The sequence below is a fragment of the Bradyrhizobium tunisiense genome (assembly GCF_042263385.1).
GTDB lineage: Bacteria > Pseudomonadota > Alphaproteobacteria > Rhizobiales > Xanthobacteraceae > Bradyrhizobium > Bradyrhizobium tunisiense.
This window is the reverse complement of record NZ_JBHLEV010000008.1, coordinates 194692-220785: the sequence shown is the minus strand read 5'-3', so window position 1 is coordinate 220785 and position 26094 is coordinate 194692. Positions and strand designations below refer to the sequence as shown.

Below are 26094 nucleotides of genomic sequence, written 5' to 3'. Positions count from 1 at the left end.
CGGGTTTTGATATGCGATTTGTGCCAGCGATTGCCTTGCTAGGAACTGCATGCGGTCTCGCCGCGATCTACGCCGCGGGGCCGGCCGTCATCACCGGCGCTGCCGGGAGCGCGGCAGACAAGGCGGCTCACGCCTACGACGAGACCAAGCGGCTGCTCGTGCCCGGCCGCCGCGAAGCACCGACCTTCGGGTCGGATGCACCCATGTTCCGCTATGCCTCGATCCAGCGCGGCAGCATCGAGCAGACCGTCACCGTCACCGGCGCCCTGCAGCCGGTGAAGACGATTGAGGTCGGTTCCCAATTGTCCGGGCAGCTAGCCCGAGTCTATGTCGACTTCAATGACACCGTGACCAAGGATCAGCCGCTCGCCTTGATCGATCCGCGCAGCTTTGCGGCCAAGGTCGACGAGGCCAGGGCCTCCCTCGCCGTTGCCAATTCCCTGGTCGACATCGCCAGGGCCAAGCTCGATCGCGCGAGGATCGACCTGCAAAATGCCAGGGGCAGCCGGGACGTGCTCGTTGCCAAGCTCGAGAGCGCGCAGGCGGTCAAGAGCTCGGCGCAGAAGACCCTGCAGCGCAAGCTGGCGCTCCAGTCGCAGAACGTCGTGGCGACGACGGCGGTCGACGACGCGCAGACGGAGTTCACCGCACGCCTCGCTCAGGAGCGCGAAGCCGAGGTCCTGATGTCCCTCAACTCCTTTTCGGTGGAGGGGGCACAGGCCGACGTCCGCCGGATCGAGGCGGAGCTGCAGCAGGCACGCATGGCCGTGCCGGAGAAAGCGGCCGTTCTCGCCGCGGCCCAGGCCGATCTCGACCGCACCGTGATCCGCTCGCCGATCGACGGCGTCGTCGTCGGCAGGTTTGTCAACGAGGGCCAGACGCTCGCGGTCGGATTGGAATCGCGCACCACCTTCGTGGTGGCGCATCGCCTGGAAGACATGGAGATCCACGCACAGGTCGACGAAGCCGATATCGGCCGCATCGCCCCCGGCCAGCGCGCGCATTTCACCGTGGACGCCTATCCGGACCGCCGCTTCGAAGCAGTGGTGCGGCAGGTGCGCAAGGCGCCGCAGAACCAGCAGCACGTCGTCACCTACACCGTGGTCCTGGCGACCTCCAATTTGGACGGCGCGCTGCTCCCCGGAATGACCGCGCTGGTGAAGATCGTGATCGAGCGCCAGGAAGACGTTCTGAAGGTGCCGCTCGCCGCACTGCGCTTCCAGCCTTCCGGCACGCGCCCGGACCCGGCCAGCACGCGCAGCGGGGTGTGGGTGCGCACCGCAAGCGGCGCGCTCCAGCGCATTGCCGTGACGGTCGGCGCGGCCGGCGTCGAACAAGTCGCACTCAAGAGCGGAGATCTCGACGAGGGCAGCCAGGTCGCCGTCGGCCAGGCGATCCGGCCGGCGGGCTTTGAATTTCTCGGAATCAGGTTCGGATCATGACCGCCTCCCCGCCGCTCATCAGCCTGCAGTCGGTCAGCAGGACCTATCGCACCGACGGGGTCGCGGTCACCGCGGTGCGCAATGTCAGTTTCGAGATCGCGCAAGGCGAGATCGTCGCCGTGATGGGACCGTCCGGCTCCGGCAAATCGACATTGATGAACATGATCGGGCTGCTCGACCTGCCGAACGAGGGCGCCGTCTATCTGGAGGGAGCCGACGTCGCCGCTCTGTCGGAAGATCGCCGGTCGTCCTTGCGTGCCCGCAGCATCGGCTTCGTGTTCCAGTCCTACAATCTGCTCGCCCGCCACAACGCGATCGAGAACGTCGCGCTGCCGCTGGTCTATTGCGGCATCGCTCGCAAGGAACGTCTGGCGCGCGCGGAAGCGAGCCTTCAGGCCGTCGGCATGCTGCACCGGGCCCATCACTTCCCGCGGCAGCTCTCCGGCGGCGAGCAGCAGCGCGTCGCGATTGCGCGCGCGTTGATCGCCTCCCCGCTGATCGTGCTCGCCGACGAGCCGACCGGCGCGCTCGACAGCCGCACCGGCGCCGAGATCCTGGCCCTGTTCGCCGCGCTCAACCGGACCGGTCAGACCATCGTGATGATCACGCATGATCCCGGCATCGCGACGCGGTGCCGCCGCACGATCCGCCTGCATGACGGCGAGCTCGTCAGTGACGAGACCCTGGTCCCGATCCTGCCGAAACGGAGTGCGCTGTCATGACCATGCTCCAGGGCTTCCAGATCGCCCTGCACGCCTTGCGCCTCAATCCGCTGCGCAGCTTCCTCACCATGCTAGGCATCGTGATCGGCGTCGCCTCCATCGTGACGGTGTTTGCGATCGGAGCCGGCGCGCAGCTTCGCCTGCAGGAGCAGATCCGCGCGATCGGCGCCAACGTGCTGATGATCACCCCGGGCGCGGTCTATCAGGGCGGCGTGCGTCTCAAGGACGGCAGCAAGCTGACGATGACCGAGAGTGACGTACAGGCCATCCTCGAGCAGATTCCGGAAATCCAGGCCGCGGCCGGCTCGATCGCCGGGACGGCGCAGGTCATCCACGAGGGCAAGAACTGGAACACGACGATCAACGGCACGACGACGGGACATTTCATGGTGCGCGACTGGCAGCTTGCGAGCGGGCGATATTTTTCCGGCCCCGAGGAGGCAGGTGCGGGCAAGGTCGTGATCCTCGGCAGCACGGTCGCACGCGAGCTGTTCGCGCCCGGCGACGACCCGATCGGCGCGCAGATCCGGATCATGAAGGTGCCGCTCGAAGTGGTCGGCGTGCTCGATCGCAAGGGACCGGCGCAGGACGACGTCGCTTTCGTTCCGCTCGCCACCGCCAAGCTGCGCTTCCTCGGCAGCGCCAGCAACATCAATCGGGATTCAGTTGCCTATATCATCGCCAAGGTGACCGGCGACGGACAGATGGCGGGGGCGCGATCGGAGATCGAGAACCTGCTGCGGCAGCGCCACCGCATCCCCGCCGGCCAGGAGGACGACTTCAAGGTCCAGGATCCGGCCGCCGCGATGGAAGCGCAGCAGGGCGCGATCCGCACTGTCGCGCTGCTGCTCGTCGCCATCGCCTCGGTCTCGCTGCTCGTCGGCGGCATCAGCATCATGAATGTCATGATCGTGTCGGTCACCGAGCGCACGAGGGAGATCGGCATCCGCCGCGCGCTGGGCGGGCGGATGCGGGACATCCGGCTCCAATTTCTCTGCGAGGCCCTCGTGCTCTGCCTGCTCGGCGGCGCCATCGGCGTCGCCGGCGGCGTCACGCTCTCGATGACGGTCGCCCGCATGGCGGGTTGGGTCACCTCGATTGACGGCCAGGCGATCGGCCTCGCCCTCGCCTTCTCGATCGCCACCGGAATCGTCTTCGGTTTCTATCCCGCCCACAAAGCATCCAAGCTCAGCCCGATCGAGGCGCTCAAAACGGAGTGAGATGATGGCGGACGCGGCGAATTCGGCCCGAAGACCAGGGAGGAGCCCATCATGAGCCCGGATCCGAAGGATTCGATTACCCCGACACCGCGCGAGCGTGAGCTGATGATGCTGATCGCGCGGGGGCTGCAGAACAAGAACATCGCCTACGAGCTCAAGATCTCGGAGAACACGGTGCGGGCGCATATCGGCAACATCATGCGCAAATACCGGCTCTCGAACCGAACGCAGATCGCGATCGCGTTTGCCCTGCACGCAGCGCCATTGTCGCTGCGACGCGATCTTGCCAGGGCCGACCGCCGTCCGACGGCGCCAAAGCCCGCGCCGACGCCTGCTCCAAGTCCACCGGTGCAAACCGCGCCGGATTGAACGCCGGACACAACCCCTTGCGTTGCCCGTCGGGCAAAACACGCGAGCGCTGGGTCAATCCGCGCCGCCGAAAATATTCCACTTTACCGAAATTCGGAAAGGGCGCATGTGTTGCGGCAACCCGGCCCAAGGAAGAGGGGCGTATCGCGATCGTCACGAACGCGGGCCGGGCGGCGGTGGACGCAGGTCACATCGGCGCGAAGAGCTTCGCAGGGCGGGCAACCGTGAGCGAGAGCGTCGCGCACACGACCGGTGTGATTCCAGCGTACGGCAAAATCGTGTGGTCCTGGCGCCCGGGGTCTGTGCGTCAAGGCTTGTGGTGAGGTGTGTCGTCCAACCGGACGCACGCGTCAGTCATCCGCAAGGCGACGGGGGCAATAGTGCAACGCTCCCCGGGGAAAGCACGACATAAGCCGTTCCAACCACTGCGCAGGGAAGGCCGGGATGCTCCGGTTGCCCTGTTTCCCGCTATGCATGAAGCACACGCAGTCTGCTCTTGGCATGGCCGTCCACGGGAGCCAACCGGCTCCCGGCCTTCCCTGCGCCCTCTTTCAATCGAGGGCAAGGCGACGAGCAAAACTCGGGCGAGATGCGCCGCGAGGATGCGAAGGTGTGTCTGTACGTCAAAAGCGTTTATCGAATGCTGCAGCATGCATCATCTCGGACCGTCACCCTGAGGCAGCCGCTTCTTCAGCGCCCTCGAAGGGCGACGCCCCCCGCTGCCCCGACTCGGCAGCCGCTCATCCCCCGCGGCTCCGCACGCGATGCATCCGCATCGCACGCATCGCACCTCAGGATGCCAGTACGGAGATTTTGGATGGCTGACTTCGAGCGGCGCGCCAAACGACGCCGCCGGCTTCCGGGCCGCACGCTCGGGCTCGAGCCGGACGCCCGCAAACAAAAAAACGGCGGGGAATAACCCCGCCGCTTTCGCTCGCGCCCCGCACGGGACGCAAGAGGATCTCGGTTGTTACATGCCGATGTCGAACACGTTCGGCAACTGGCCCGCCAGAGGCAGCGCGGTGGCGCCCAGGAAGGTCGCCACCATCGCCATCAGGCGACGGTTGTTGTGGCGCTTGCCGCGCATCTGGCCGGCGATCCACTCCAGCATCTCGCTGTTGACCTTGGAGGCATAGGACGGCGCCCAGCTCTCGATGTCGGTATCGGCCGACAACGCGACGCTGCGCGGCGGCACCTTCAGGCCCGAGGCGCTTGCCGCATAATGGGCAACGGCCTTGGCGAGCAAATCGTCGAAGCGGCCGCCATCGGTGCGCTCGGTCGCGGCCTCGTTGATCTCGAACAGCATTTCAGCCTCGGTGCGGCTGACGGGCTGGTCGTTGACGGCGGTTGCGGTCAGGATGCGCGTGCACCAGGCGGTGTCATCGGCATCGAGCGAGCGGGAGAAGTGCACCCTTCCCTTGGTGGTCGGGCCTTCGCCCGTGATCACGCCGTCGCGCACGATGCTCAGCGCATGGGCCGCGGTATCGCGGCAGGACGGTTCCAGGGACGGCGATTGGACAGACTTAGGCGCAGCGGCAGACATAGTTCACTTCCAGACTTCTTCTGATCGACCAGCATTTTCATGCCGGCGTAAAGGGGTGGTTAACGATTCGATACGGTGATCGCGACTTTTCGAGATGGTTGCCAATTGGTCGCTGTCAGGACCGCTTTGGTTCTGGGAGCGCCGGGGCGAGTGTGATGAAAGTCATAAAAGGCTTAATCGGGGCGAGCGAGACCGTGTGACCCCGGGTGGAGATGTTTCGCCGCAGGTGCGGCTGTAACAAAAAGTTGCTAGGAAATCGGCTCTTCAAGGAAGGAATTCACATTTTACTTGAACCGGTTCAGCGGGCGTTCACTTGGCTTTGCAAGACCTCTATACTGAGGATGACGGCCAGAACTGAATTTCCTAGTAAATTCAATGCGATGAGGTAGAACCATGACACTTCCGATCGGCACCACCGCACCCGACTTCGAAGCCGAGACCACCGAAGGGAAGATCAAGTTCCACGACTGGATCGGCAACAGCTGGGCACTGCTGTTCTCGCACCCCAAGGACTTCACGCCGGTTTGCACGACCGAGCTCGGCGCGCTCGCCAAATTGAAGCCGGAGTTCGACAAGCGCGGCGTCAAGCTGATGGGCCTGTCGGTCGATCCGGTCGACCGCCATGCCAAGTGGTCGGAGGACATCAAGGAGACGCAAGGCGCGGCTCCCAACTATCCGATGATCGGCGACACCGATTACAACGTCTCGAAGCTCTACGGCATGCTGCCGGCCGCGATCTCGGGCGATCCCCTCACCCGCACCGCCGCCGACAACCAGACCGTCCGCAACGTCTTCGTCATCGGGCCGGACAAGAAGATCAAGCTGGTGCTGGTCTACCCGATGACGACGGGGCGGAACTTCCAGGAGATCCTGCGCGTCATCGACTCGCTCCAACTCACCGCCAAGCATCGCGTCGCGACCCCGGCCGACTGGTCGCAGGGCGACGACGTCATCATCGCGGGCTCGGTCTCCAATGACGAGGCCAAGACGATCTATCCGCAGGGTTGGAAGGAACCGAAACCCTACATTCGCATCGTGCCGCAGCCCAAATAACAACGAATAACAACGAACGGTCATTCCGGGGCGGTCCGCAGGACCGAACCCGGAATGACGGTGACAACTTACGCCGCGCGCACGCGGTCGATGAACCTGTCGACCTCAGCCTTGAGATGCAGGCTCTCGCCCGAGAGCGCCTGTGCGGAGACGAACATCCGGCTCGAGGTCTCGCCGGTCTCGCTGGCGCCCTTGGCCGCGTGACGGACATTGACGGCGACATCGGCGGTGCCGGACACCGCGGCACGAACGCTGGCCACGATGTTGTGGGTCGCGCTCTTCTGCTGCTCGACCGCAGCCGAGATCGAGCCTGCGATCCCGCTGATGCGCTCGATGGTCTGGCTGATCGCCTTGATGGCGGCGACCGATTCCTCGGTCGCGAGCTGCATGCTCTCGATCTGGTTCGAAATCTCGTCGGTCGCCTTGGCCGTCTGGCCGGCCAGCGTCTTGACCTCCTGGGCCACCACCGCGAAGCCGCGACCGGCATCGCCCGCGCGCGCGGCCTCGATGGTGGCGTTCAGCGCCAGCAGGTTGGTCTGCTCGGCGATCGAGGTGATCAGCTTGACGACGTCGCCAATGCGCGCGCCCGCCTCGGAAAGCTGCGCGATGCGCTGGTCGGTCGCCTCGGCCTGCTGCACCGCCTCCGCGGAAATCGCGTTCGATTCCTGGACCCGCCGGGCGATCTCGGAGATCGATTGAGACAGCTCGTCCGAGGCTGACGCTGCCGAACGCACGTGCTCGGAGGCATTTTCGGAAGCGCCGGCGGACTGAGCCGACAGATCGGCGGTGGAGCGTGCGACGTCGGTGAGTTGCCGCGCCGCGCGCTCGAACTCGCCGGACGAGGTGAGCACCTTGTCGAGGACGCCGCCGACGCTGCCGCGGAACTCCTCGACGAAGTTGCGCAGGTCGGATTTGCGCTGCTCGGCCGCCGCAGCTGTGGCTGCCGCCTGCTCGCTGCGCATGCGCGCCCGCTCCAGCGAATTGCTCTTGAATACCGCGACCGTGCGGGCGATCTCGCCGATCTCGTCGGCGCGATCCTCGCATTCGATCTCGACGTCGCTCTGGCCGTTGGCAAGCGCGGTGAGCGAGCGCGTGACCGAGATCAGCGGCCGGGTGACGCGGCGGACGACCAGCATCGTCAGGACAAGAACCAGCAATGCGGCGAGCCCGGCGGCCACTGCCATGCTCTCGATGGCGTGGGCCAGCATGCTCTCGTACTGGATCATGGGAATGCCGACATAGAGAATGCCGACGACCTTGCCGGCCGCGTCCGCGACCGGGAAGTAGGCGGTCATGAACGACTTGCCGAACAGCGTGGCCGGCCCCTTATAGGCCTCGCCCCGGCGCAGCGGCGCCTGCCCGGGATGGTCGGCGGCAAGCTGGGTGCCGACGGCGCGATCGCCATTTTCCTTCTTCACGTTGGTCGAGCGTCGCACGAACTGCCCGCTCGCGTCGTCGAACACGAACAGGGTCGCATTGCCGCCGACATAGGACACGGCCCGATCGACGATGGCGTGGTCCTTGAGGTCGGGCATTTTGGGGATCTCGGCGCGCACCACCGCGCCATCCCTCATTGTGACCTTGGCGTCCGGAACGATCTCGGTAAAGGCCAGCGCCAGCGTGCGCAGATTGACCTCGATGTCGCGCAATGCGCGATCATTGAAGGCGGATGTCAGCGACCAATAGCCGGCGCCGACCACGAGCGCCGTGTTCACGGCGATCAGCAGCACGGCACAGAGGACCGCCTTGGTACCGAGCTTGAACTGCGGCAGGAACTTCGCCGTTAGAAGATTGGACATGATTGGAATGACCCCCGTAATTCCTGCATATTCATGCAATCGGCTTACGGCCGCATTAACGGCGATTCCAATCGCCCCACCCGGAATGGTTTCCAAATCGCAAACGAGGCCCTCCCTGACCACGCCAAGCGCGCCGCCCATCATCGTCTGGTTCCGCGATGATCTTCGGCTGTCCGACCATCCCGCCCTCCACGCCGCCGCGAAAACCGGCGCACCTGTGCTCTGCCTCTTCGTCCTGGACGACGGGGTCGGGCGGCCACCCGGCGCCGCAACGCGCTGGTGGCTGGCGCAGTCGCTGCGGGCGCTTGCGGCCGAGATCGCCGCGCGCGGCGGAGCGCTGGTCCTGCGCAGGGGACCCGCGGCCAGGGTGATCCCCGAGGTGGCGCAAGAGAGCGGCGCCCGCGCCGTCTACTGGAACGGGATCGCGCAGGCGCCGCATCAGGCGATCGAGCGCCAACTCGGGGCAGCGCTGGCAAGGCTCGGCGTCGACTCACAGAGCTTCCCTGGTGACCTCCTTATCCCGCCCTCGGCGATCCGCACCAAGGAGGGCCGCGGCTTGCGCGTGTTCACGCCATTCTGGCGGCGCGTGCTGGCGCTCGGCGATCCGCCAAAACCCCTGTCTGCTCCGAAAGAGCTTCGCCCGGCTGCGACAATTGCGGGCGACGGGCTGGAGAGCTGGAGGCTCGAGCCGACCAAACCCGACTGGGCCGGCGGCCTGCGCGAGAGCTGGACACCGGGCGAGGCCTCGGCCCGCAGACGCCTGCGCGACTTCCTCAAGCACACCGCGCGCCGTTATGTCGGCGACCGCGACCGCCCGGATCGCGACGGGACCTCAGGCCTGTCGCCGCACTTGAGGTTCGGCGAACTCAGCCCCCGGCAAGTCTGGCACGCGGCGCGGTTCGCTGCGGATGAAGACCCGGCACTCGGATCGGGCATCGAAAAGTTCCTGAGTGAGCTCGGCTGGCGCGAGTTCTGCCGCCATCTGCTCCACGATCACCCCGACCTCGCCACCGAAAACCTGCAGGCGAACTTCGACGGCTTCCCCTGGACACCGGACCAGAAGGCCCTTGCCGCCTGGCGGCGCGGCCGCACCGGCTATCCCATTGTCGATGCTGGCCTGCGCGAGCTCTGGCACACCGGGGTGATGCACAACCGGGTGCGGATGGTGGTGGCCTCGTTCCTGGTCAAGCACCTCCTGATCGACTGGCGCGAGGGCGAAGCCTGGTTCTGGGATACGCTGGTCGATGCCGACGCGGGCAGCAACCCCGCGAACTGGCAGTGGGTCGCCGGCTGCGGCGCCGATGCTGCGCCCTATTTCCGCGTGTTCAATCCCCAGCTCCAGGGCGAGAAGTTCGATCCGGATGGAACCTATGTTCGGGCCTGGGTGCCGGAGCTGAAGGATCTGCCGGTGAAGCTGATCCACCAGCCTTGGCGGGCAACCCCGATCGAGCTTGCGAGCGCGGGCATCACGCCCGGCAAGACCTATCCGCAGCCGATCGTCGATCATGCCAGGGGACGCGAGCGCGCGCTCGCCGCTTACGCAAAGATCCGCAAAGGTTGAGCGCTGCTTTGACACAATTTCGAATCCCGCTATCGTTATCGCTCCATTCAAACAATGGGGGACGATATGGACGACGAGAAGCCGATCACCGAGCAGGCGATGGACACCATCACCAACGCCGTGGAAGCGACCAAGGACGCCGCAGTCACCGCCGTCAAGCAGGTGAAGAGAGCAGCCAAGAAGGTCGCGAAGAAAGTAGCGCCGAAGAAAGCAGCCAAGAAGAAAACCAAGAAGGCTGCGAAGAAGACCACGAAGAAAACAGCAAAGAAGGCTTCAAAGAAAGCCGCAAAAAAGGCCACGAAGAAGGCCGCCAAGAAAGCCACCAAGTCTAAGAAGAAGGCCAAAAAGGCCAAGCGCTGAGCGCGCCGCCTGGAGAGGTCTCCGGGTGCGGACGCACCCGGAGACGTCGGGGCCCTACCCTCGCCGCCTCAATGCGCGTCGGCCCGGGTAGTGTTCTCCCTTAGGATCGCGGAATTCGCTGCGATGGCCGCGCCGGTCCTCGGCGTGGAAGCGCTTGCGCTTTTCCGCTGAGCCGAACTGCTTGATCACCCGCCGGCCGTTGACCTTCTTGATGACGTAGCCACCCTCGGTCATCGAGAACGGCTCCTTCAGCGACCCCATATGGTCGAATTTGGTGCCACGGGGATGCCCGAACGGCTCGAACCAGGACGGGTAGACGAAGTTCGACATCGGAAAACCGTTGACGAGAAAAGCTTCCTCCTCCACGGCGTCGCAGACCTCGTAGGCATATTGGGTATGGCGGGTCTTGTCGGCCCACAGATTGGCCATGGGATCGAGCACCATCTCGAACAACTCGTGCGACGCCGCCAGGCTGACGGGATCGTTCTCGCCCAGCGCCTTGACGAAGATCTTGGAGATCGGCTGTCCCCGATGGGTCAACTCGTGCCGGCCGAGGAAGTTCTTGTGGGTGGCATCGTCGAAATAGACGAGCTGCCAGTCCGTCGGCTTCGGCTTGCGGGTGACGTCGAGATCGACGGGGTAGCCCCACACGGGCAGGAAGTGCTCGTCGTAGCATTTCTGAAGCGCGGCCGTGAGCCTCGCCATCATCCGGTCGCTTATCATCTCCTCCGCGTAGTTGATGCAGGCAATCCGGACCGGCTTCAATGACCTTGCGAGTAGTGCGCGCCGCGCCTTCTTCATGAAATCACCGTGTGAAAGGGAAGCTGAAACCAGCCCAGCCTAACACGAGCGCGCCCCGCACGTCAGGGATGTATTTGCCGACCGGGCGTACCGGCCTAGGAGCGCCGGTTGACGACGAACACCGCGGCCGCGCACGTCGCCATGCCGGCAATCGCCAGCCCATCGAGCTTTTCGCCGAACAGCAGATATGCCATCAGCGCGGTCACAGCAGGCACCAGATAGAACAGGCTCGCGACCGAGGTCGCCGCGGCGTGGCGGATCAGCCAGTACAACAGCCCGATCGATCCGATCGAGAGTGCTACGGCGAGCCAGGCGAGCGCGAGCACGAACTCCCGCGTCCAATGCACCACGCGGTCTTCGAACAGGAAGGCACCGATCGCGAAGAAAATGGTGACAGCGACATACTGCACGAGATTGCCGGCGCGCCAGTCGATCTGGTTGCAGTAGCGGCGCTGATAGAGGGTGCCGAGCGTGATGCTGATCAGCGAAACCACCGAGGCGAGCCAGCCAAGCCCGGCTTCGCCGGTCATGGGACGGTTGTGCAGGATCATCACCACGCCGCCGAGGCCGAGCACGAGCCCTGCCCATTGCAGCGGTGTCACCCGCTCGCCGAGCCAGCGATTGGCAATGGTCGAGGTCAGGATCGGCTGAAGGCCCGGGATGAGAGCGGAGAGTCCGGCCGGGATGGAATGCGCGATCGCGATCGCGGTACCGCCGAGATAGAAGCCGTGGACGAGAATGCCGGCGACCGCGCTGTGCGCGATGCCGATGCCATCAGGCCATTTCGGCCGCGCGACGCCCGCGATGATCGCCATCAGGCCGACCACGATCGCCATGCGGATGGCGAGATAGGTCAAGGGATCGGCGTTGTCGACGACGTATTTGGTGCCGATGAAGCCGGTGCTCCAGAGCAGGACGAACAGGATCGGCGCGGCGCGGGCGGTCAGGGCTTCTTGATTGCGATCCATTGCCGCCTTCATTGCCCCACCGGGGGCTATGCGGCAACGCGAATTTCGTCCGGACGATGCTGCGCTGCGATGGACACCGACTCAGGTCGGCCGCTCACCATTCTTCCGGACAGGGGTCGACGATCTTCCAGAGCTCGACGCCGTTCTTGATCTTCTTCATGTCGGTGGTGAGCCCGCCATTGCGCCGAATCCAGTCCTTCACCGTATTGGGGTAGTAGGACATCAGGTCAGACGTCCCCTCGGAGCTGGTGACCTTGATGCCGAAGGTGAAGGCCTTGTCGTAATAGGCCTGGTGGAAGCCCAGGCTGGCGCGCGGCGTCACGCAGATCTTGTTCATCGGCACCATGCCGAGCACCAGCGTGCAGGCCGAATTGCAGATACCGTCGATGATGACCCGCTCGCCCTTCTCGCGCACGCGCTTGTACTTGGTCTTGTATTCCTCGACATAGCCACCGTGGTCACGGGTAATACGCAGCTCGGCCCGCGCCGGCGTAGCGGCGGCGAGGCAGAGCAACAGCAGGCTCAGAAGCGTGATGCGCATGGCGAGGTGACGGCGAAAGCCTTCAGGAATGCACCGGCCTCGAAGGACCCCCAACAGGCCGGCGACAGGATTCTTAACCGAATAGTCTTTGGTCATACTTGTGTGGGGAATTCGTTAAGCATCCCGAAAAGGCCAAAAATGGGCAAGCCTCGACGGCATTTCAGGCAATTCTGTCACACCCATCCGGGAATCTGCGGGATTATCCCTGATTTCCGGGCGCCGGACGGGTGCCCCGGAGGCTCGAAGTGGCTATAGATGGGTGATTATTCGCGCGGGTCCCGGAGAATCAAGATGAGCAAGTTGACGCTTGTAGCCGCGGTTGCTGCCCTGTCGGCCGCAATCCTAGCCCCTGGCCTCGCGGAAGCGCGGGGACACCACCGGCACCACCGTTACGTCAACCCGCTGCCCTACCCGATCAGCTACATCCACAATTACGGTCCCGGCATCACCCCCGGCACCTTCGCCTATTACGACGGCCCGTCGACGAACCATTGCTACCAGAGCGCGGCCGCCTATGTCGGTCAGGACCGCCGCCGGCACCCCTGCTACTGAGGGACGCTGGCGCGGCCTCTGCAGGGCGCCTCTATTTGGCGGCGCCCGACAGCAGCAATTGCTTTTCGATCTCGTAGACCGGCAGCTTGACGAGATCCTTGCCGATCTCGCCCCGAAGCGCCTTGCGCATGACCTCCGAGTAATCGGCACGGATCATGCCGAGGGCACGCGGCGAGGCCACCATGGTCAGGGCCGAGGTCTCGCCCGCGCTGACGGCGGCATCGAGCCGGCTGGCCAAGCTCCGCAGGAAGGCGCGCTCGGCCTCGTCATGCCAGTCGGTCTGCTCGGCCGAGCTGCGCACGCCGCCGGCAGCGGCATGCAGGCGCCCTGGCGCATCGCTTCCTTGCGCGCTGGTCGAGGGGTTGGGCTGCTCGTGCACCTCCCTGGTGTGAAGGTTCGGAAACATCTCGTCGCCGAGATTTTCCAGAATGAGCGCCTTGCGCCCATCGCACACGACCAGCCAGTCGCCCTTGTCGATTCTCATCTTGTCCATTGCAACTCTCCTTGAAACACTTGTCGAGGCCGCGTCGGCATCAGAGATGTTCTTCGAAATCCTCGAAGGACTTGCCGAATTGCGCCATCGCCTCCTCCAGATAGTCAGCGAGCATTGGCGTGCCGATCAGGTAGGAAGCGGTGCGCTGGTTGTGCGCCTGCGCGGCCTGGGTCTGCAATTCGCGCCAATTGGAGAGATCGCCATCGCCGCGACCAAGCCAGGTCAGCGCCACGAGGTCGATCTGCTCGTCGACATTGAGATCGCGGATGAAGCCCGCGAGCTCCGCCCGGTCGGTGGTCCCGCCTCGCCCATAGCTCATGTCATCGTCGCCGAAGGCCGGGATGACGCCCGCTCCGACCGCCTCGCTGTCGGACCGGCGCGATTTCGAGATGACGAAGAAGACTTTCTCCGGCGAGATCGACAGATTTGGAACGACCAGCATCCAGTTCACCTTGCCCCGCAGCAAGCACCACGCCGCTGCCACGCCGGCAACACTAAGAGCCGAGGCAGACTTGCGAATTGCGCAGGATCAAGGTCTACGGCATGGCATCGGCGATACGATCAACGCGGGGTTAGCCGAGCGGACTTGCTGAAGATCCGTTCATCAGCATTACATTTCGGCTCCGCCACAATTTGATCAGAACAACTTCGATATCCTGTCCCGCGTAAGCGGAGGAAGACATCATGACTCGCAAGATCGGCCTCGTCGCCGCGTCCCTGTTCGGTGCCATGTTGGGAGGCTTGGCGGTATCGCCGGCGGCGTCCGCCATGCCCATCGCGCCGGCGCCTGCCACACCTGGGGTCTCCGGTGTCGAGCAGGTTCGCATGGTCTGCGACGCCTGGGGACGCTGCTGGTGGCGTCCGAACTACTATGGGTACTACGCTCCGCGGCCGTATTACGCCCCGCGGTATTATGCGCCCCGCTACTACGCTCCACGGTATTATGGCTATGGCCCACGCTATCGCCACTGGTGACATCTCAGGGGGCCATTTGGGCCCCCTCGCTTTTGCGAGATCATTCCTCGCACGGGTGTCGCCGGCCTGAAGCGATTCCAAAACTGATCTGGATCAAGGATAAATCGGCCCGCACCGTCATTCTGCGGTGACGGCCGAGTTGAACGCTTTCAGTGCCCGCAGACGGGCATGGACCAGCAGACGCATCTCGAGAGGCAGCTGAGACAGGGGGGCGAAGCTCGCGCCCTCTGCGTGCACGCGCCTGCACTTCATCGACATCGCTTCCGGCACAACCTCAGCCGGGAACGTTGACGGCGACATCGATCTGACAGGCGCCATGGCATGATGTCCGCAATACTACGGTCTGAAATTCGGTTTACTGAGACGCGATGTTTCGCCATTGATGGCGACGTATCGACGTTCATTTGATTGTCACATTTCAGCAGCCGGCCAGGCCCATGTTGTTCGACGCCCTCGCTCCATCCTCCGCGCTGCAACTGATCGGCTTTGCCGACGTCGATGCGTTTCGCCCGATCGAGTCGATGGAGGACGCGAGGAGCATTCCGCTCGACGTCCCAAACTTTGCCGCGGCCCGCGCCGTCGTCGCCCTGCCGGCCTGCCGCATCATCGTGATGAGATCGTTCGCGCGGATTCTCGACACCGCCTATCGGATGCCGGGCGGGATGGTGGTCCTGTCCATGACCGACGGCCTCCAGGTCAACTTCAAGGGCCTGGATCTCGATGCGCGCTTCTTCATTGCGCTCCGCGGCAACGATGGTTGCCATTTCGTCGAGCCTCAGACCAATCACTATGCAATGATCATCCTCTCCCCCGGGCTGAGGGACCGGGGTTGGTTCGATCACGCCGACGACTTGCGGGCCCGTATCGCAAACCGGCCCGCCCTGCTCCACACGCGGCAGCTTCTGCTCGACATCCTGCGAACCGCATCAGTGCAGCCCGGCCTGTTCGAAACCACCGAGGTGGCTGCCCATCTCCAGGAGGGCCTGTTGCTCGCGCTCGACGAATTGTTTCGGATCGATCCGACGTCGGACCTGAGCGCCTCGGTGCAGGGTGAGCGAGCGATCAGGCTCGTGCAGCGGATCGACGACTACGTCGCAGCCCATCCGACCGCACCGATCTACACCGCCGATCTCGCCAGCGAGTTCGGCGTCTCGATCCGGACGCTCGGCGGCGCAGTCAGCAAGGTGCGCGGCATGAGCCTGCACCAGTATATTCGCCTCAAGAGGCTGTGGGCGACCCGCGTCCGCCTCCTCAAGGGCGGCGGCGCCACCGTGGCCACGTGCGCACGTGCCCAGGGCTTCCATCATCTCGGTGAATTTGCCGCAGCCTACCGCGCGATCTTCCATGAGGCGCCCTCGGACACATTGGCAAGGGGGCGACAAGCGGGGTCATGACCTGACGCTGCAGCCCCTCGCGCCTGCGGACCCGGTATCGGCGCCATTCGGAACATATCTGAAACGCCAAGGACTGGCGCGCTCGGAAGGATTCGAACCTCCGACCCTCGGAATCGAAATCCGATGCTCTATCCAGCTGAGCTACGAGCGCCCTGGCCCGGGCTACCGGGCCGCAAACCGAAACCTGCCGGACCGGCCGCTGACGAACCAGCACTCCGGGCGGTGTTCGGACGGGTTCGGATTAGCAGAGAGGCTGACCAATAAAAAGCCCTTCCTCGCCTCCCTGGAGACGGATGGAGGGCGCTCTCACCAGGTCGTGTTGAAGAGACCGAAATGCGGCTGCTGGGCGACCTGCATCATCGGCCGGCCGGGCTGCGGGGCCTGATACGCCCTGGCGGCCTTGCGCTTAGCCTGGACCGGAGCAATTTGGGCCTGAGACGCCTGAGCTTGTGAAGCCTGCGGCTTGGCCTCGGGGTTCCTGGAGCCGGCGGTATCGGCCTTCGGCGGCGTGAACTGGGCGAACGTCTCGCGTACCCGCGCCTTGGCCGACATCTCGGCGAGAGCTGCCGACGCGCTGTCCTGCACGGGCGGTTGAGGCGCAGCAACAGCGGCGGTCTTCACCGCAGGCGGGACGATCGTGGGCTGGGTGGTGTCGAGCACGACGCGCTCGGGCAGATGGCGGTCGGAGCGGATCCGGATCAGGGGCTGATCGTTGCTTGCGGTCGCAACGGCTTGCGCCACCGGCGCCGCCGGAAAGACGAAATCCGCAGCGAACAGCAGTGCGAGCAACGCTCCACCGACAAAGACGAAATACCGAAAGATTGGCATTGGCCGCGCTCCGCCCCCACGTGGGCTCTTCGCCTTCAACAGGCGATCACTAGATTGGTTCCTGGCCCAGCCGTTCGGTTCAAATGGCGACGCGAGGTTTTTTGCCAAGGACCCGGGAGGGTAACTTTTCCGCTACCGGAACATGCAGCCCTTACGCGCGGCGTGCCGCAACCAGCGAGCATTTCGCCTGATCGGCATTCACGTTAACGACGCCGACGGGAATCCGGGCAAAGGTCTTGCGGCTCTTCATGCTGACCGGATCTGCCAGCACGCGGCTGCGATTCGTGAGATGACTGCCGTCGCGGCGCGTGAAGGCGCAAACGATCTCGACATTGTTTACGGCATAGTCATTGTCGTTTCGCAGCGTGAACGTCACCAGGGCTTTTGAGCCGAGGCCGCCACGGCGCCAGGTTTGCGATGAAATCCTGAGACGATCTAGGTCTGCCATAGCCGGGACCTGAGCTTCGGTCGCCAGCGAGCCCGCTGCCGCCGGATCTCCCGAAGGAGCCGGCTCGACTGCGGCCAGCTCCGACTTCACCTGCTCAGCGCTATTGCCCTTGGAGAGAGGCAGCAACATCCAGACGCCGCAGCCGACGATGATGGCGGCCAACAGCCACAGCAGGCTTCGGCCAAATGATACGCTGGCCATCGTCACGGCCCGCGCCAATCTCTCGCCGGTCCCGGCGAAGCGCCCCAATCCAATCCGGTCGAGCCTGGCGTTCATGGTTGTACCGATGGCGGCGGAAGCACGTTCGACGACCGATTGCGCCGACGGACTCGGCCACAGCTTACTTCAATCCGGAAGACGAACTAAGGTTCCCTGCGAATCGGCAATGGCAGTGGCGATCGCCGGCCGGGGCCGTTAACATACGCTGAAACATCGAGCCATCGCGCGTCGGGAGAATTGGAATGCCATTCGTCGTCACTTGGGATCACGTCCATCTGCGCAGCCCCGATCCGGAGACCACGGCGGCTTGGCTGCGGGACATCCTCGGCGGCGAGGTCGTGCATGCGCCGGGACGGATCGACGTGAACCTTGGAGGCGCCAGGATCTTCATCGCGCCGCTCGAGGGCGATAGCGACGTCAACCCGCCGCCTCCGCATCCACATCAGGGCCTCGACCATTTCGGGTTGACGGTGAAGGACATCGATGCCGTCGCGGCCGAGATCAAGGCCAAGGGTGTCACCTTCACGCGCGAGCCGACCACGATCCGGCCCGGCGTGCGCATCTGCTTCATCCGCGGTCCCGAAGGCATCTCCATCGAGCTGCTGGAGCGCGACAAGAAATACACTTGAGAATCCAGGCACAAGCTGGGACGCGTGCGGCTCGCGGCGGCAACTTCCCGCGGCCGGCCGGCAAACTGCCGCGTTGCGCGAGCGGATGCGCTTTGGCATAAAAGCAGGACCGGTTACGCCATTGGGCGATGGCGGCCGGCCTGCGGGACGTTATGAAAAACGGTCTCTATTCGATTCATGTGACCCTGCTCGATGGTCGAGCCGGCAAGGGCAGCGGCGTCATTCTTTTTCGCGACGGCAAGATTCTTGGCGGCGATGCCTATCTCTATTACACCGGCAGCTACGTGGTGAAGGACAACAACACCTTCAAGGGCGAAGTGCTGGTGCAACGGCACACCTCGCCTCGGGGCAACGACAATCCACTGTTCGGCGGCCCTGCCCCGGTCGGCATCGGCGTCAGCGGCACATTCACAGAGACGCGCGGCGAGATGACGGGTACGGCGCTGGTCGGCAAGGCCAGCCAGATTTTCGGCGCGACTCTGCACAAGCTCGCCGACGCCGACTAGCTATTCCGCAGCCTGCTCGAGCGGCGCCGTGCGCGGCAGGATGATCTGGATGCGCGTGCCGCTGCCCGGCTCGGAATCGAGATCGAGCCGTCCGCCGAGCCGGTTGGTGACGATGCTGTAGACGATGTGCAGGCCGAGGCCGGTGCCGCCCTGGTCGCGCCGCGTCGTGAAGAACGGATCGAAGGCGCGGCGGCGGACGTCGAGCGACATGCCGCAGCCATTGTCGGAGAAGATGATCTCGACATTGTCCTTGCCGGACTCCCGCACCTGAATGTCGATGGTCCCTGGCCGGCCGTCCGGGAAGGCGTGCGCCACCGAATTGAGAAACAGATTGGTCAGCACCTGGCCGTACGGACCCGGATAGCTGTTCATGGCGAGATCGGGTTGGCACTCGACGTTGAGCGTCAGGTTGTGCTTGCGCAGGCCCGGCCGCAAGCTCATCACCACCTGCTCGGTGAGGTCGCCGAGATCGAACGTACGCTGGTCCGAATAGTTGCGGTCGGCGGCAACCTGCTTGAACGACTGGATCAGCTCGGCGGCGCGGTTGAGATTGGAGACGAGCTGCGAGGATGCGTCGCGGCTGGTGCTCAGGAAATCGTTGAGCGTGGAGCGGCGGAGCTCGCCGCGCTCGACTTCGGCAGTGAACATCGCGGTCTTGCGCTCCAGCGCGGACGCGACCGTGAGGCTGATGCCGACGGGATTGTTGACCTCGTGCGCCACGCCGGCGACCAGGCGTCCGAGCGCGGCGAGCTTCTCGGCCTCGATCAGCGAGGCCTGCGTCTCGCGCAGATTGCGCAGCGCGGTCTCGGCGGATTCCTTGGCCTTGCGCATCTCCTGCTCGCCGCGCTTGCGCTCGCCGATGTCGAGCGCCACCGTGACGATCCGCTCGATCTCGCCCTCGGCATCGAGCAGCGGCAGCTTGTTGACCAGCCATTGCCGCATGTTGCCGGAGGCGTCCTTGTATTCCTCCTCGTAGAAGCCGAGGCCTTTGCGGAGCTTGAGCACCCTCTTGTCGCTCTCGTCGGACTTGGCCGCGCCATAGCGCGACATCAGGTCGGCCGTGGTGCGGCCGAGCGCATCGCCCGGCTCGATGCCGAAGATGCCGGCCATGTAGCGGTTCATCAGCACGTAGCGCAGATTGCGGTCCTTGACGTTGATCACCGCGGGCACGGTGTCGATGACCTGCTGGAGCAGGCGCCGGCCTTCGGCAATGGCGTCTTCCGCCCGCTTCTGGTCGGTGATGTCGCGCAGCGTGCCCTCATAGCGGACGATATTGCCCTGCTCGTCCCGCACGCCGGTAGCGCTGTCGGAAAGCCACAGGATGTCGCCGCTGCGCTGGCGCACCTGATACTCAAACTCGCGCACCATGCCGTCGCGCGTCATGAGCCGCTGGTATTCGACGCGCGCCTCGGGATGGACGTAGATCGTGTGGGCGATGTCGTTGATGCTGTCGATGAGCTGCTGCGGGCTGTCATAACCCATCATCCGCGCCAGCGCCGGGTTGGCATTGAGGAGGTCGCCGGCCGGCGTCGTCACATAGATGCCGTCGATCGAGCCCTCGAACAGTTTCCGGTAACTCTCTTCGGCGAGGCGCTGCTCGGTGAGCGCGCGCACCGCCGCCTCGCGCGCGGTGTCGGCCTCCTCCAGCGCGCGGCGGAACACTTCGGCCGCACGCGCGATGTCGCCGATCTCGTTGTCGAGGTCGGCGGACGGGATGGAGGTGTCTTTCCGGCCCGCCGCAAGCGCGCGTATGGAGCGTGCGATCTGGGCAAGCGGACGGACCGTCCTGCGCACCACGAAGCCGGCCGCCAGAATGCCGATCAGGACCCCGATGGTGCCGAGCGCGATGCTCTGCCATCGCGCCTCCGTCAGCGTACGGGCAAAGTCACGCGACAGCACGTGGCCGCGCCGGTCACTGACTTCGCGCAGCAACTCGGTGACGCGGCCGATCAGCCGGCCCTCGGTTCCCAGCACCTCGCGGTCGATATCGGCGATCTGCCGCTCTCTGACGGCCACGGCCATGATGGCCTCGGCATAATCGTTCACCGCCGCCTTCAGCCCGGCATCGCCAATGTTCAGTGCCCGCATGTTCTGCGCGGCCTGCTCCGCCGCGGAGGGGTTGCGCGCGAGCAGCCCGGTCGCGATGCGGCTCTGCGCCTCCGACAGGCGCGAGGCCAGTTCGCGGTCGGCGGTCCCGGCGACGGCCACATCGAACTGGTCGCGCAGCGGCGGCAGGCCGGCGAGCAGCTGGGCGCGGCGATCGATCAGGGTCGAGATCCGCTCGAGGCCCGTCCGATAGGTCGCGAGGCGCTCGGTGACCCCGTCGATCATGTCCTGCTGCTCGGGTGCGAGCTCGATGCGGGTCTTCTTCAGGATGTCGCTGAGCGTCGAGGCCGCCTCGCCCACCTGCTGGAACTGGGTGCCGGCGCCGGGATCGGTGACGAAATCGCGCGCGGCGAGGCGCAATTCGTTCATGCGGCGGTCGATGTCCTCGGCGAGGTCGCCGACGCTCTGGAGCCGCTGCAGCTCGGCAAAGGTCGTGTCGATGTGCCGGATCGCGATCACGCTCGCGGTCGAGGTGACGATGATCACCGCCAGCACGAGCAGGAAACTGCCGAAGGTGAGCTGGCCGATGGAGAGCGAGAATGTTCGCTTTTTCTCAGGGGTCGGCGTCAATTCGGCGGACATAGGATGTCTTGGGGGACCGGGCTAATGGAGGCCCCAATATACGACGTATTGCGCCCTCGGGGGAACATGCCTCGCGCCTCGCAATATCGTTAATATCGTGCTCCTGGCCCACCCCCTCTCGCCCTCTATGACGGCTTGACGCTTGCCCGCCGCCCGGCCGGGATCGTCATGGCGGCGACGCCGAGGACGACGCAGGCCAGCCCGATCCAGGCGGTCCGGCTCAAGATCTCGCCGAGGAAGGCGACGCTGATCGCCACCCCGATCGGGACGCGCAGATAGGCCTGCGCCGTGGTGCCGACCGAGCCCAGGGTCTGGATCAGGCGAAAATAGATCGCAAAGGCCGCGGCCGTCGAAAACACGGCGAGCGCGAGCAGTGCCAGCACCGAGCTTTGCGAGGGCGCCAGCGTCCAGGGTTGCTCGACCAAGAGCGAGGCCGGGATCAGGACGGCGGCCCCGGCCAGCAGCGAGCCGGCCGCCGGCGCCATGGGATCGAGGCCCTTGAAGCTGCGGCCGAAGATCGCGGCGCAGGCGTAGCAGATGGTGGCGGCGACGATCGCCGCCTCCGCGACGAGGCCGCTACCGATGTCGTGAAAGGCGTCGACTCCGACGATCAGCAGGATGCCGGCCATGCCGGCGACCACGCCGAACAATTTTCGAGGGGTCGTCGCTTCGTGACGGGTCACCACCGCGGTGAGCAGGAAGGTGAAGATCGGGCCGGCCGAGTTGAGGATGGTGGCAAGCGCGGCATCGACATGGCGTTCGCCCCAGGCGATCAGCGTCCAGGGAATCACGCTGTTGAGCACGGCCTGGAACGCGAAACGCCGCCAGGTCGCGGCATCCGTCGGCATGCGGATGCCACGCGCCCGCATGACGGCCAGCAGCAAGAGTCCCGCGATCGCGGTGCGCGCCGCGATCAGCGTGATCGGCGGGATGGTGGCGACACCAAGCTTGATGAAGGTGTAGGATCCGCCCCAGAGCGTTGCGAGCGTGACGAGGAGCGCCAGCTCGACGGCGATGTTGGTATCCTGCCTGACGTCCATCCTGCGCGTCCCATCCATTCGCGATGGACGGAACCTAGCGTGACCGAGCCCTCAATACTTCGTCGAACGTCGAAGTGTACTAGCCCAGCGCCCCCACCTCAAACACCTCGCCGTCATAGCCGGCCTCGCGAGGGATGCGGAGCTGGCGGCCGGTCTCGGTCTTGGTCATGACCGGCATCACCGTGACGATCGACATGCCCCGGGCATGCTCCATCGCGGCCTGCACCGTTGGCTGCTTCGCCAGCCGGATCAGATTGCGCGTGGTCGGGAACGGCAGCTTGAAGCGGCCGCTCTCGCCGCCCTCCACCGCCTCGCGCGGCGAGACCCATATCGAATCCGTCGACTCCCGGCCGTCATGGGCGCCGAGCTGATCGGGCGGCGCGGCGGCAAGGAAGAACCAGGTGTCGAAACGCTTCGGCATGCCCTCCGGCGTGATCCAGTGCGCGTAAGGCAGGAGCGTGTCGAGCGCGAGCTCCAGACCGTTGTCGGCCAGGATCCTGAGAAAGCTGATCTTGTGGTCGTTGAGCGCGACGCGATGCGCATCCGCAATCTCGCCCGCACGCCTGGCATCGACCGACAGGCCCGTCTCCTTCGATCGCGCCAGCAGGATGCCGCTCTCCTCGAAGGTCTCGCGGATCGCGGCGATGCGAAACCCGCGGTCCGCTTCGCTCAAGCCCTCGCCGCCCGAATACAGATCGGTGCGGGCGACGATCTCCTTGTCGCCGGCATCGACGCTGCCGCCGGGAAACACCAGCGCGCCCGAGTTGAACTCGATCTGATGATGGCGAACCATCATGAAGATTTCGATGTCCTTCTCGCCGTCGCGCAACAGGAGGATCGTCGAGGCCGGGCGTGATGCTGATGTCTCGGCCATGCGACTAACCCGCGGCGCTGGATTGCGGGCCGAGATTGGCGCGCTTGTCGACCCGGGCGACGCGCGACAGCAAATATTCGACTTCCGCCTTCGCCGTCGCCGTGATGGTCGCGCCCGGCTTGCGCTGGGCGCTGGAGGCGATGATGCCGCGCTTCTGCAGCACGTATTTGCGGATGCTCAGGCCGACACCGGGCTGCTGCTCGTAGCGGATCAGCGGCAGGTGCGCGTCGAACAGGTCATGCGCGGCATCGCGCTTGCCGGCCTTGGAAAGGTTCACGACGTCGATCAGAAGCTCCGGGAAGGCGTAGCCGGTCATGGCGCCGTCGGCACCGCGCTCCATCTCGAAGTCCAGGAACGTGCCGCCATTGCCGCAGAGAATCGAGAGCGGACGGAGCGAACCGTCCTTCTGGAAGCCGCGCAGTGTCGTGATCTTCTCCAGCCCCGGCCAGTCCTCGTGCTTGAGCATCACGCAGTTCGGATTGTCCATGACGATCTTGCGGATCACGGCGGGCGTGAACACCACCGAGAGCGTCAGCGGATAATCCTGCAGCACCCAGGGTACGTCGGGGCCGATCGCTTCCGCCGCCTGCTTGAAATAGCCGACGATCTGATCGTCGGTGCGCAGGGACGGCGGCGGCGCGATCATGACGCCGGCCGCGCCCGCGTCCATCGAGGCCCTCGCCAGTGAGCGCATGGTGGCAAAGCCCGGTGCGGAGACGCCGACGATCACCTGCATTTTCTTGGCGCGCTTGACGAAGCGCACCGCCACCTGCTCGGCTTCAGTGGCGTCAAGCTTGGGCGCCTCGCCGAGGATGCCGAGCACGGTGACGCCGTCGCAGCCGACCTCCTCGTAGAAATCGGTCAGGCGGTCGATAGAGCGCTCGTCGATCCGGCCGTCGTCGTGGAACGGCGTCGGCGCGATTGCGAAAGTGCCCTTGGCGTCGGCGGTGAGTTTCATCGGTCTTCGTCTCTCTCTGTTGTCATTCCGGGGCGCGCAAAGCGCGAACCCGGAATCTCGAGGTTCCGGGTTCGATGCTTCGCATCGCCCGGAACGACAAGTCAGCCTAAAACCGCCGCGCCCCCATCTTGATCTGCTCCTCGGAGAAGAAGATCTCCTTGGCATGATCGGCGATGTCCTGGGCCTTCCAGCCCGTGTGCGGCGGCTTCCAGCCTTCCATTTCCATCATCCGCATCTCGCGCACGCCGCGGGGCCCGGACACGCCCAGCACCTTGCCGGTCTGGTCGCCCGACAAATCGCTGACCATGTATAGCACGGCCGGCGCGATGCCGTCCGGCCCCAGCGCCGCCCCCGGGTTCTCCTTATAGCGGGGCAGGTCTGCGGTCATGCGGGTCAGCGCGCCCGGCGCCAGCGTCCAGATCCGGATGTTGTATTTGCGACCCTCAATCGCCAGCACGTTGGACAGGCCCCAGATACCGCCCTTGGCCGCGCCATAGTTGGTCTGGCCGAAATTGCCGATCAGACCCGATGTCGAGGAGGTGTTCACGATGACGCCGCCGCCGTTTTCCCGCATCCAGCGAAACACCGGCATTGTGCAGCAAAAGGTGCCCTTCAGATGCACCTTGATGACCTTGTCCCAATCGGCCTCGGAGGCCTTGTGAAAGGTCTGGTCGCGCAAAATGCCGGCATTGTTGACCAGGATGTCGGCCCGGCCGAAATGCTTGATGGCGTCGTCGAAGACCGACTGGCCGCCCTCCATGGTGGAGATATCGGCGCCGTTGGCGACGGCCTTGCCACCCTCGGCCGTGATCGCGTTCACGACCTGCTGCGCCATGGAGGTGTCGGCGCCGGAGCCGTCGCGGGGCCCGCCGAGGTCGTTGACCACGACCGATGCACCTTCTCGCGCGAACAGCTTCGCATAGGCCTCACCGAGCCCCCCGCCCGCCCCGGTGATCAGCGCAACCTTGCCGTCGAGCAGTCCCATGGTGGCTTCTCCCTGTTTGTGCTTTGTCGTGTCCCGGCCGCGACGCAGCGCGTAGCGGTGCGCGGCGCCCAGGGCACGAGAGCAGCCTAACCCAGCACCGTCTTGCCGTTCTTGATCACGGTGACGCCGCGCGACTTCACCTTGGCTTCGAACGAGATCACGTTGCCGTCCTTCCAGAGGTCCATGGTCACGGTCTCGCCGGGATAGACCGGCGAGGAGAACCGGGCGACGTGCTGACGGAAGGCGCTCGCATCGTAGTCGGCATAGGTCTGGAGCACGCCGCGGCAGGTGATGCCGTAGGTGCACATGCCGTGAAGGATCGGGCGCGGGAAGCCGGCCTTCTTGGCGAACTCGGGATCGGAGTGCAGCGGGTTGCGGTCGCCGCAGAGGCGGTAGACCAGCGCCTGGTCGGGACGCGTGGTGATGTCGATGGTCTTGTCGGGGCTGCGCGAGGGAATCTTGTGCGGATCGGGCTGGGTCAGGCTTGGCCCGCCAAAGCCGCCGTCGCCGCGAGCGAAGCGTGAAGCGACCAGCGTTGCCAGCTTCTCGCCTTTCTCGTTCTTCAGCACGGTCTGGTGAACGATGACGACGCCCTTGTCCTTGCCCTTGTCGTAGACCTCGACGACGGAGGAATCGGCGGTGATGTTCGCGGCAACCGGCAGCGGCTGATGGAAGGTGATGTCACGCTCGCCGTCCACCACCATCACGCGGTTGAGATTCATCTCGCCCGGACCCGAGCCCCACGCCGCGACGGACGCGAATGTCGGCACCACTTTCAGCGGCCGCGGCGTCAGCGTGCCCTCGTTGACGAAGGCGAGCTCTTTCTCGTCCATGGGATCGGCGCCGAGGCCAATGCCGTAGGCGTAGAGCATCACCTCGCGGTCGGTGTAGGCGTATTTCTGGCCGAGGTTCTTGAGGGATTTCAGTTCTTCGTATCTGGCGGACATTCTTCTGGTTTCCTCCCGGCATTCGTCTCAGCAAGCGGCGGCGCTCGTTAATGCGCCCTCTCCCCTTGTGGGAGAGGGCCAGATGCTGCCCGCAACAAACTCGTTTGGGTGAGGGGTTGCTTCCTCATCGAAAACTTTCTCCGCGGAGCGGTACCCCTCATCCGGCGCTTCGCGCCACC

Annotated in this window: 27 protein-coding genes and 1 tRNA gene; 12 read left to right on the top strand and 16 right to left on the bottom strand. The window is 65.0% G+C overall.

Annotated features, from left to right (window positions below):
• Window positions 1-11: 11 nt before the first annotated feature.
• Genes ACFDR6_RS28995 through ACFDR6_RS28980 form a run of 4 tightly spaced genes read left to right on the top strand, consistent with a single transcriptional unit; the run spans window position 12 to window position 3753 of the window.
• Window positions 12-1442 (top strand): efflux RND transporter periplasmic adaptor subunit, encoded by a 1431-nt coding sequence (locus ACFDR6_RS28995; protein ID WP_375860338.1) that lies wholly within the window; start codon window positions 12-14, stop codon window positions 1440-1442.
• Window positions 1439-2164, top strand: coding sequence for an ABC transporter ATP-binding protein (locus tag ACFDR6_RS28990; protein WP_212092819.1), 726 nt, complete (start codon window positions 1439-1441; stop codon window positions 2162-2164). The genes ACFDR6_RS28995 and ACFDR6_RS28990 overlap by 4 nt, the downstream gene beginning before the upstream one ends.
• Window positions 2161-3384, top strand: a complete 1224-nt coding sequence (locus tag ACFDR6_RS28985; protein WP_212092818.1) for an ABC transporter permease — start codon at window positions 2161-2163, stop codon at window positions 3382-3384. Before ACFDR6_RS28990 ends, ACFDR6_RS28985 begins: the two co-directional genes overlap by 4 nt.
• A 51-nt stretch (window positions 3385-3435) precedes the next feature.
• Complete coding sequence (locus ACFDR6_RS28980; RefSeq protein WP_212092817.1) at window positions 3436-3753, top strand: response regulator transcription factor; 318 nt, start codon at window positions 3436-3438, stop codon at window positions 3751-3753.
• Between the two features lie 970 nt (window positions 3754-4723).
• On the opposite strand, the gene ACFDR6_RS28975 is transcribed toward ACFDR6_RS28980, so the two are convergent.
• Window positions 4724-5296, bottom strand: coding sequence for a hypothetical protein (locus ACFDR6_RS28975; RefSeq protein WP_375860337.1), 573 nt, complete (start codon window positions 5294-5296; stop codon window positions 4724-4726).
• A gap of 393 nt (window positions 5297-5689) precedes the next feature.
• Here ACFDR6_RS28975 and ACFDR6_RS28970 point away from each other — a divergent pair, with 393 nt between their 5' ends.
• Window positions 5690-6349, top strand: a complete 660-nt coding sequence (locus tag ACFDR6_RS28970; protein ID WP_212092146.1) for a peroxiredoxin — start codon at window positions 5690-5692, stop codon at window positions 6347-6349.
• 68 nt (window positions 6350-6417) lie between these two features.
• Here the strand turns inward: ACFDR6_RS28970 and ACFDR6_RS28965 are convergent, their stop codons facing one another.
• Window positions 6418-8148 carry a methyl-accepting chemotaxis protein gene (locus tag ACFDR6_RS28965; protein WP_375860336.1) on the bottom strand — a complete coding sequence of 577 codons (1731 nt, stop codon included), beginning with the start codon at window positions 8146-8148 and terminating at the stop codon, window positions 6418-6420.
• Window positions 8149-8233: 85 nt separating this feature from the next.
• Here ACFDR6_RS28965 and ACFDR6_RS28960 point away from each other — a divergent pair, with 85 nt between their 5' ends.
• Window positions 8234-9709, top strand: coding sequence for a cryptochrome/photolyase family protein (locus ACFDR6_RS28960; RefSeq protein WP_375860335.1), 1476 nt, complete (start codon window positions 8234-8236; stop codon window positions 9707-9709).
• A gap of 66 nt (window positions 9710-9775) precedes the next feature.
• Entirely contained in the window at window positions 9776-10069 is a 294-nt protein-coding gene (locus ACFDR6_RS28955; RefSeq protein ID WP_375860334.1) for a histone, read from the top strand.
• A 54-nt stretch (window positions 10070-10123) separates the two neighbouring features.
• Here the strand turns inward: ACFDR6_RS28955 and ACFDR6_RS28950 are convergent, their stop codons facing one another.
• From ACFDR6_RS28950 to ACFDR6_RS28940, 3 genes are all read right to left on the bottom strand, one after another.
• Window positions 10124-10870 carry a hypothetical protein gene (locus tag ACFDR6_RS28950; RefSeq protein ID WP_212092150.1) on the bottom strand — a complete coding sequence of 249 codons (747 nt, stop codon included), beginning with the start codon at window positions 10868-10870 and terminating at the stop codon, window positions 10124-10126.
• Between the two features lie 95 nt (window positions 10871-10965).
• A complete protein-coding gene (locus ACFDR6_RS28945; protein ID WP_375860333.1) occupies window positions 10966-11838 on the bottom strand; it encodes a DMT family transporter in 873 nt (290 codons plus the stop codon).
• A 94-nt stretch (window positions 11839-11932) separates the two neighbouring features.
• Window positions 11933-12379 (bottom strand): hypothetical protein, encoded by a 447-nt coding sequence (locus ACFDR6_RS28940; protein WP_212092152.1) that lies wholly within the window; start codon window positions 12377-12379, stop codon window positions 11933-11935.
• A gap of 291 nt (window positions 12380-12670) precedes the next feature.
• Here ACFDR6_RS28940 and ACFDR6_RS28935 point away from each other — a divergent pair, with 291 nt between their 5' ends.
• The gene (locus ACFDR6_RS28935) at window positions 12671-12931 is read left to right on the top strand and encodes a hypothetical protein (RefSeq protein ID WP_212092153.1); all 261 of its coding nucleotides are present in this window, start codon (window positions 12671-12673) and stop codon (window positions 12929-12931) included.
• A gap of 31 nt (window positions 12932-12962) precedes the next feature.
• Here ACFDR6_RS28935 and ACFDR6_RS28930 read toward each other — a convergent pair whose 3' ends face one another.
• Entirely contained in the window at window positions 12963-13424 is a 462-nt protein-coding gene (locus tag ACFDR6_RS28930) for a host attachment protein (protein WP_212092154.1), read from the bottom strand.
• Window positions 13425-13464: 40 nt separating this feature from the next.
• On the bottom strand, window positions 13465-13866 hold the full coding sequence (locus tag ACFDR6_RS28925; RefSeq protein WP_212092155.1) for a DUF3775 domain-containing protein: 402 nt from the start codon (window positions 13864-13866) through the stop codon (window positions 13465-13467).
• A 242-nt stretch (window positions 13867-14108) separates the two neighbouring features.
• Between ACFDR6_RS28925 and ACFDR6_RS28920 the strand changes: the two genes are divergently transcribed.
• On the top strand, window positions 14109-14399 hold the full coding sequence (locus ACFDR6_RS28920; RefSeq protein WP_249153775.1) for a hypothetical protein: 291 nt from the start codon (window positions 14109-14111) through the stop codon (window positions 14397-14399).
• Between the two features lie 437 nt (window positions 14400-14836).
• Complete coding sequence (locus ACFDR6_RS28915) at window positions 14837-15793, top strand: AraC family transcriptional regulator (RefSeq protein WP_212092156.1); 957 nt, start codon at window positions 14837-14839, stop codon at window positions 15791-15793.
• A 74-nt stretch (window positions 15794-15867) separates the two neighbouring features.
• Here ACFDR6_RS28915 and ACFDR6_RS28910 read toward each other — a convergent pair.
• The 3 genes from ACFDR6_RS28910 to ACFDR6_RS28900 all read right to left on the bottom strand — a co-directional run bounded on the left by ACFDR6_RS28910 (window position 15868) and on the right by ACFDR6_RS28900 (window position 17345).
• Window positions 15868-15944, bottom strand: a tRNA-Arg gene (locus ACFDR6_RS28910).
• A gap of 155 nt (window positions 15945-16099) precedes the next feature.
• Window positions 16100-16621 carry a hypothetical protein gene (locus ACFDR6_RS28905; protein WP_375860331.1) on the bottom strand — a complete coding sequence of 174 codons (522 nt, stop codon included), beginning with the start codon at window positions 16619-16621 and terminating at the stop codon, window positions 16100-16102.
• A gap of 151 nt (window positions 16622-16772) precedes the next feature.
• Window positions 16773-17345: a hypothetical protein gene (locus tag ACFDR6_RS28900; RefSeq protein WP_212092158.1), complete on the bottom strand. Its 573-nt coding sequence runs from the start codon at window positions 17343-17345 to the stop codon at window positions 16773-16775.
• A gap of 185 nt (window positions 17346-17530) precedes the next feature.
• On the opposite strand from ACFDR6_RS28900, the gene ACFDR6_RS28895 reads away from it, so the two are divergent.
• Together ACFDR6_RS28895 and ACFDR6_RS28890 are read left to right on the top strand one after the other, a co-directional pair.
• Window positions 17531-17917 (top strand): VOC family protein, encoded by a 387-nt coding sequence (locus ACFDR6_RS28895; RefSeq protein ID WP_317243660.1) that lies wholly within the window; start codon window positions 17531-17533, stop codon window positions 17915-17917.
• A gap of 152 nt (window positions 17918-18069) precedes the next feature.
• Entirely contained in the window at window positions 18070-18423 is a 354-nt protein-coding gene (locus ACFDR6_RS28890; RefSeq protein WP_212092322.1) for a GrlR family regulatory protein, read from the top strand.
• Here ACFDR6_RS28890 and ACFDR6_RS28885 read toward each other — a convergent pair whose 3' ends face one another.
• The 6 genes from ACFDR6_RS28885 to ACFDR6_RS28860 all read right to left on the bottom strand — a co-directional run bounded on the left by ACFDR6_RS28885 (window position 18424) and on the right by ACFDR6_RS28860 (window position 25915).
• Window positions 18424-21111, bottom strand: a complete 2688-nt coding sequence (locus ACFDR6_RS28885) for a PAS domain S-box protein (protein WP_212092160.1) — start codon at window positions 21109-21111, stop codon at window positions 18424-18426.
• Window positions 21112-21236: 125 nt separating this feature from the next.
• Window positions 21237-22151: a DMT family transporter gene (locus ACFDR6_RS28880; protein ID WP_375860330.1), complete on the bottom strand. Its 915-nt coding sequence runs from the start codon at window positions 22149-22151 to the stop codon at window positions 21237-21239.
• A gap of 79 nt (window positions 22152-22230) precedes the next feature.
• Window positions 22231-23025, bottom strand: coding sequence for an NUDIX hydrolase (locus ACFDR6_RS28875; RefSeq protein ID WP_317243658.1), 795 nt, complete (start codon window positions 23023-23025; stop codon window positions 22231-22233).
• 4 nt (window positions 23026-23029) lie between these two features.
• Window positions 23030-23983, bottom strand: a complete 954-nt coding sequence (locus tag ACFDR6_RS28870; RefSeq protein WP_317243657.1) for a dihydrodipicolinate synthase family protein — start codon at window positions 23981-23983, stop codon at window positions 23030-23032.
• Window positions 23984-24089: 106 nt separating this feature from the next.
• A complete protein-coding gene (locus ACFDR6_RS28865) occupies window positions 24090-24968 on the bottom strand; it encodes an SDR family oxidoreductase (protein ID WP_212092164.1) in 879 nt (292 codons plus the stop codon).
• An 86-nt stretch (window positions 24969-25054) separates the two neighbouring features.
• Entirely contained in the window at window positions 25055-25915 is an 861-nt protein-coding gene (locus ACFDR6_RS28860) for a MaoC/PaaZ C-terminal domain-containing protein (RefSeq protein WP_212092165.1), read from the bottom strand.
• Window positions 25916-26094 lie beyond the last annotated feature (179 nt).

Bases quoted from the DNA above. Each gene is read 5' to 3' on its own strand.
- ACFDR6_RS28880 (WP_375860330.1), bottom strand. From the start codon at position 22,151: ATGGACGTCAGGCAGGATACCAACATCGCCGTCGAGCTGGCGCTCCTC.
- ACFDR6_RS28940 (WP_212092152.1), bottom strand. From the start codon at position 12,379: ATGCGCATCACGCTTCTGAGCCTGCTGTTGCTCTGCCTCGCCGCCGCT.
- ACFDR6_RS28930 (WP_212092154.1), bottom strand. From the start codon at position 13,424: ATGGACAAGATGAGAATCGACAAGGGCGACTGGCTGGTCGTGTGCGAT.
- ACFDR6_RS28935 (WP_212092153.1), top strand. From the start codon at position 12,671: ATGAGCAAGTTGACGCTTGTAGCCGCGGTTGCTGCCCTGTCGGCCGCA.
- ACFDR6_RS28975 (WP_375860337.1), bottom strand. From the start codon at position 5,296: ATGTCTGCCGCTGCGCCTAAGTCTGTCCAATCGCCGTCCCTGGAACCG.
- ACFDR6_RS28970 (WP_212092146.1), top strand. From the start codon at position 5,690: ATGACACTTCCGATCGGCACCACCGCACCCGACTTCGAAGCCGAGACC.
- ACFDR6_RS28870 (WP_317243657.1), bottom strand. From the start codon at position 23,983: ATGAAACTCACCGCCGACGCCAAGGGCACTTTCGCAATCGCGCCGACG.
- ACFDR6_RS28920 (WP_249153775.1), top strand. From the start codon at position 14,109: ATGACTCGCAAGATCGGCCTCGTCGCCGCGTCCCTGTTCGGTGCCATG.
- ACFDR6_RS28885 (WP_212092160.1), bottom strand. From the start codon at position 21,111: ATGTCCGCCGAATTGACGCCGACCCCTGAGAAAAAGCGAACATTCTCG.
- ACFDR6_RS28960 (WP_375860335.1), top strand. From the start codon at position 8,234: ATGGTTTCCAAATCGCAAACGAGGCCCTCCCTGACCACGCCAAGCGCG.
- ACFDR6_RS28875 (WP_317243658.1), bottom strand. From the start codon at position 23,025: ATGGCCGAGACATCAGCATCACGCCCGGCCTCGACGATCCTCCTGTTG.
- ACFDR6_RS28900 (WP_212092158.1), bottom strand. From the start codon at position 17,345: ATGAACGCCAGGCTCGACCGGATTGGATTGGGGCGCTTCGCCGGGACC.
- ACFDR6_RS28965 (WP_375860336.1), bottom strand. From the start codon at position 8,148: ATGTCCAATCTTCTAACGGCGAAGTTCCTGCCGCAGTTCAAGCTCGGT.
- ACFDR6_RS28890 (WP_212092322.1), top strand. From the start codon at position 18,070: ATGAAAAACGGTCTCTATTCGATTCATGTGACCCTGCTCGATGGTCGA.
- ACFDR6_RS28945 (WP_375860333.1), bottom strand. From the start codon at position 11,838: ATGGATCGCAATCAAGAAGCCCTGACCGCCCGCGCCGCGCCGATCCTG.
- ACFDR6_RS28980 (WP_212092817.1), top strand. From the start codon at position 3,436: ATGAGCCCGGATCCGAAGGATTCGATTACCCCGACACCGCGCGAGCGT.
- ACFDR6_RS28915 (WP_212092156.1), top strand. From the start codon at position 14,837: ATGTTGTTCGACGCCCTCGCTCCATCCTCCGCGCTGCAACTGATCGGC.
- ACFDR6_RS28865 (WP_212092164.1), bottom strand. From the start codon at position 24,968: ATGGGACTGCTCGACGGCAAGGTTGCGCTGATCACCGGGGCGGGCGGG.
- ACFDR6_RS28905 (WP_375860331.1), bottom strand. From the start codon at position 16,621: ATGCCAATCTTTCGGTATTTCGTCTTTGTCGGTGGAGCGTTGCTCGCA.
- ACFDR6_RS28955 (WP_375860334.1), top strand. From the start codon at position 9,776: ATGGACGACGAGAAGCCGATCACCGAGCAGGCGATGGACACCATCACC.
- ACFDR6_RS28925 (WP_212092155.1), bottom strand. From the start codon at position 13,866: ATGCTGGTCGTTCCAAATCTGTCGATCTCGCCGGAGAAAGTCTTCTTC.
- ACFDR6_RS28995 (WP_375860338.1), top strand. From the start codon at position 12: ATGCGATTTGTGCCAGCGATTGCCTTGCTAGGAACTGCATGCGGTCTC.
- ACFDR6_RS28985 (WP_212092818.1), top strand. From the start codon at position 2,161: ATGACCATGCTCCAGGGCTTCCAGATCGCCCTGCACGCCTTGCGCCTC.
- ACFDR6_RS28895 (WP_317243660.1), top strand. From the start codon at position 17,531: ATGCCATTCGTCGTCACTTGGGATCACGTCCATCTGCGCAGCCCCGAT.
- ACFDR6_RS28860 (WP_212092165.1), bottom strand. From the start codon at position 25,915: ATGTCCGCCAGATACGAAGAACTGAAATCCCTCAAGAACCTCGGCCAG.
- ACFDR6_RS28950 (WP_212092150.1), bottom strand. From the start codon at position 10,870: ATGAAGAAGGCGCGGCGCGCACTACTCGCAAGGTCATTGAAGCCGGTC.
- ACFDR6_RS28990 (WP_212092819.1), top strand. From the start codon at position 1,439: ATGACCGCCTCCCCGCCGCTCATCAGCCTGCAGTCGGTCAGCAGGACC.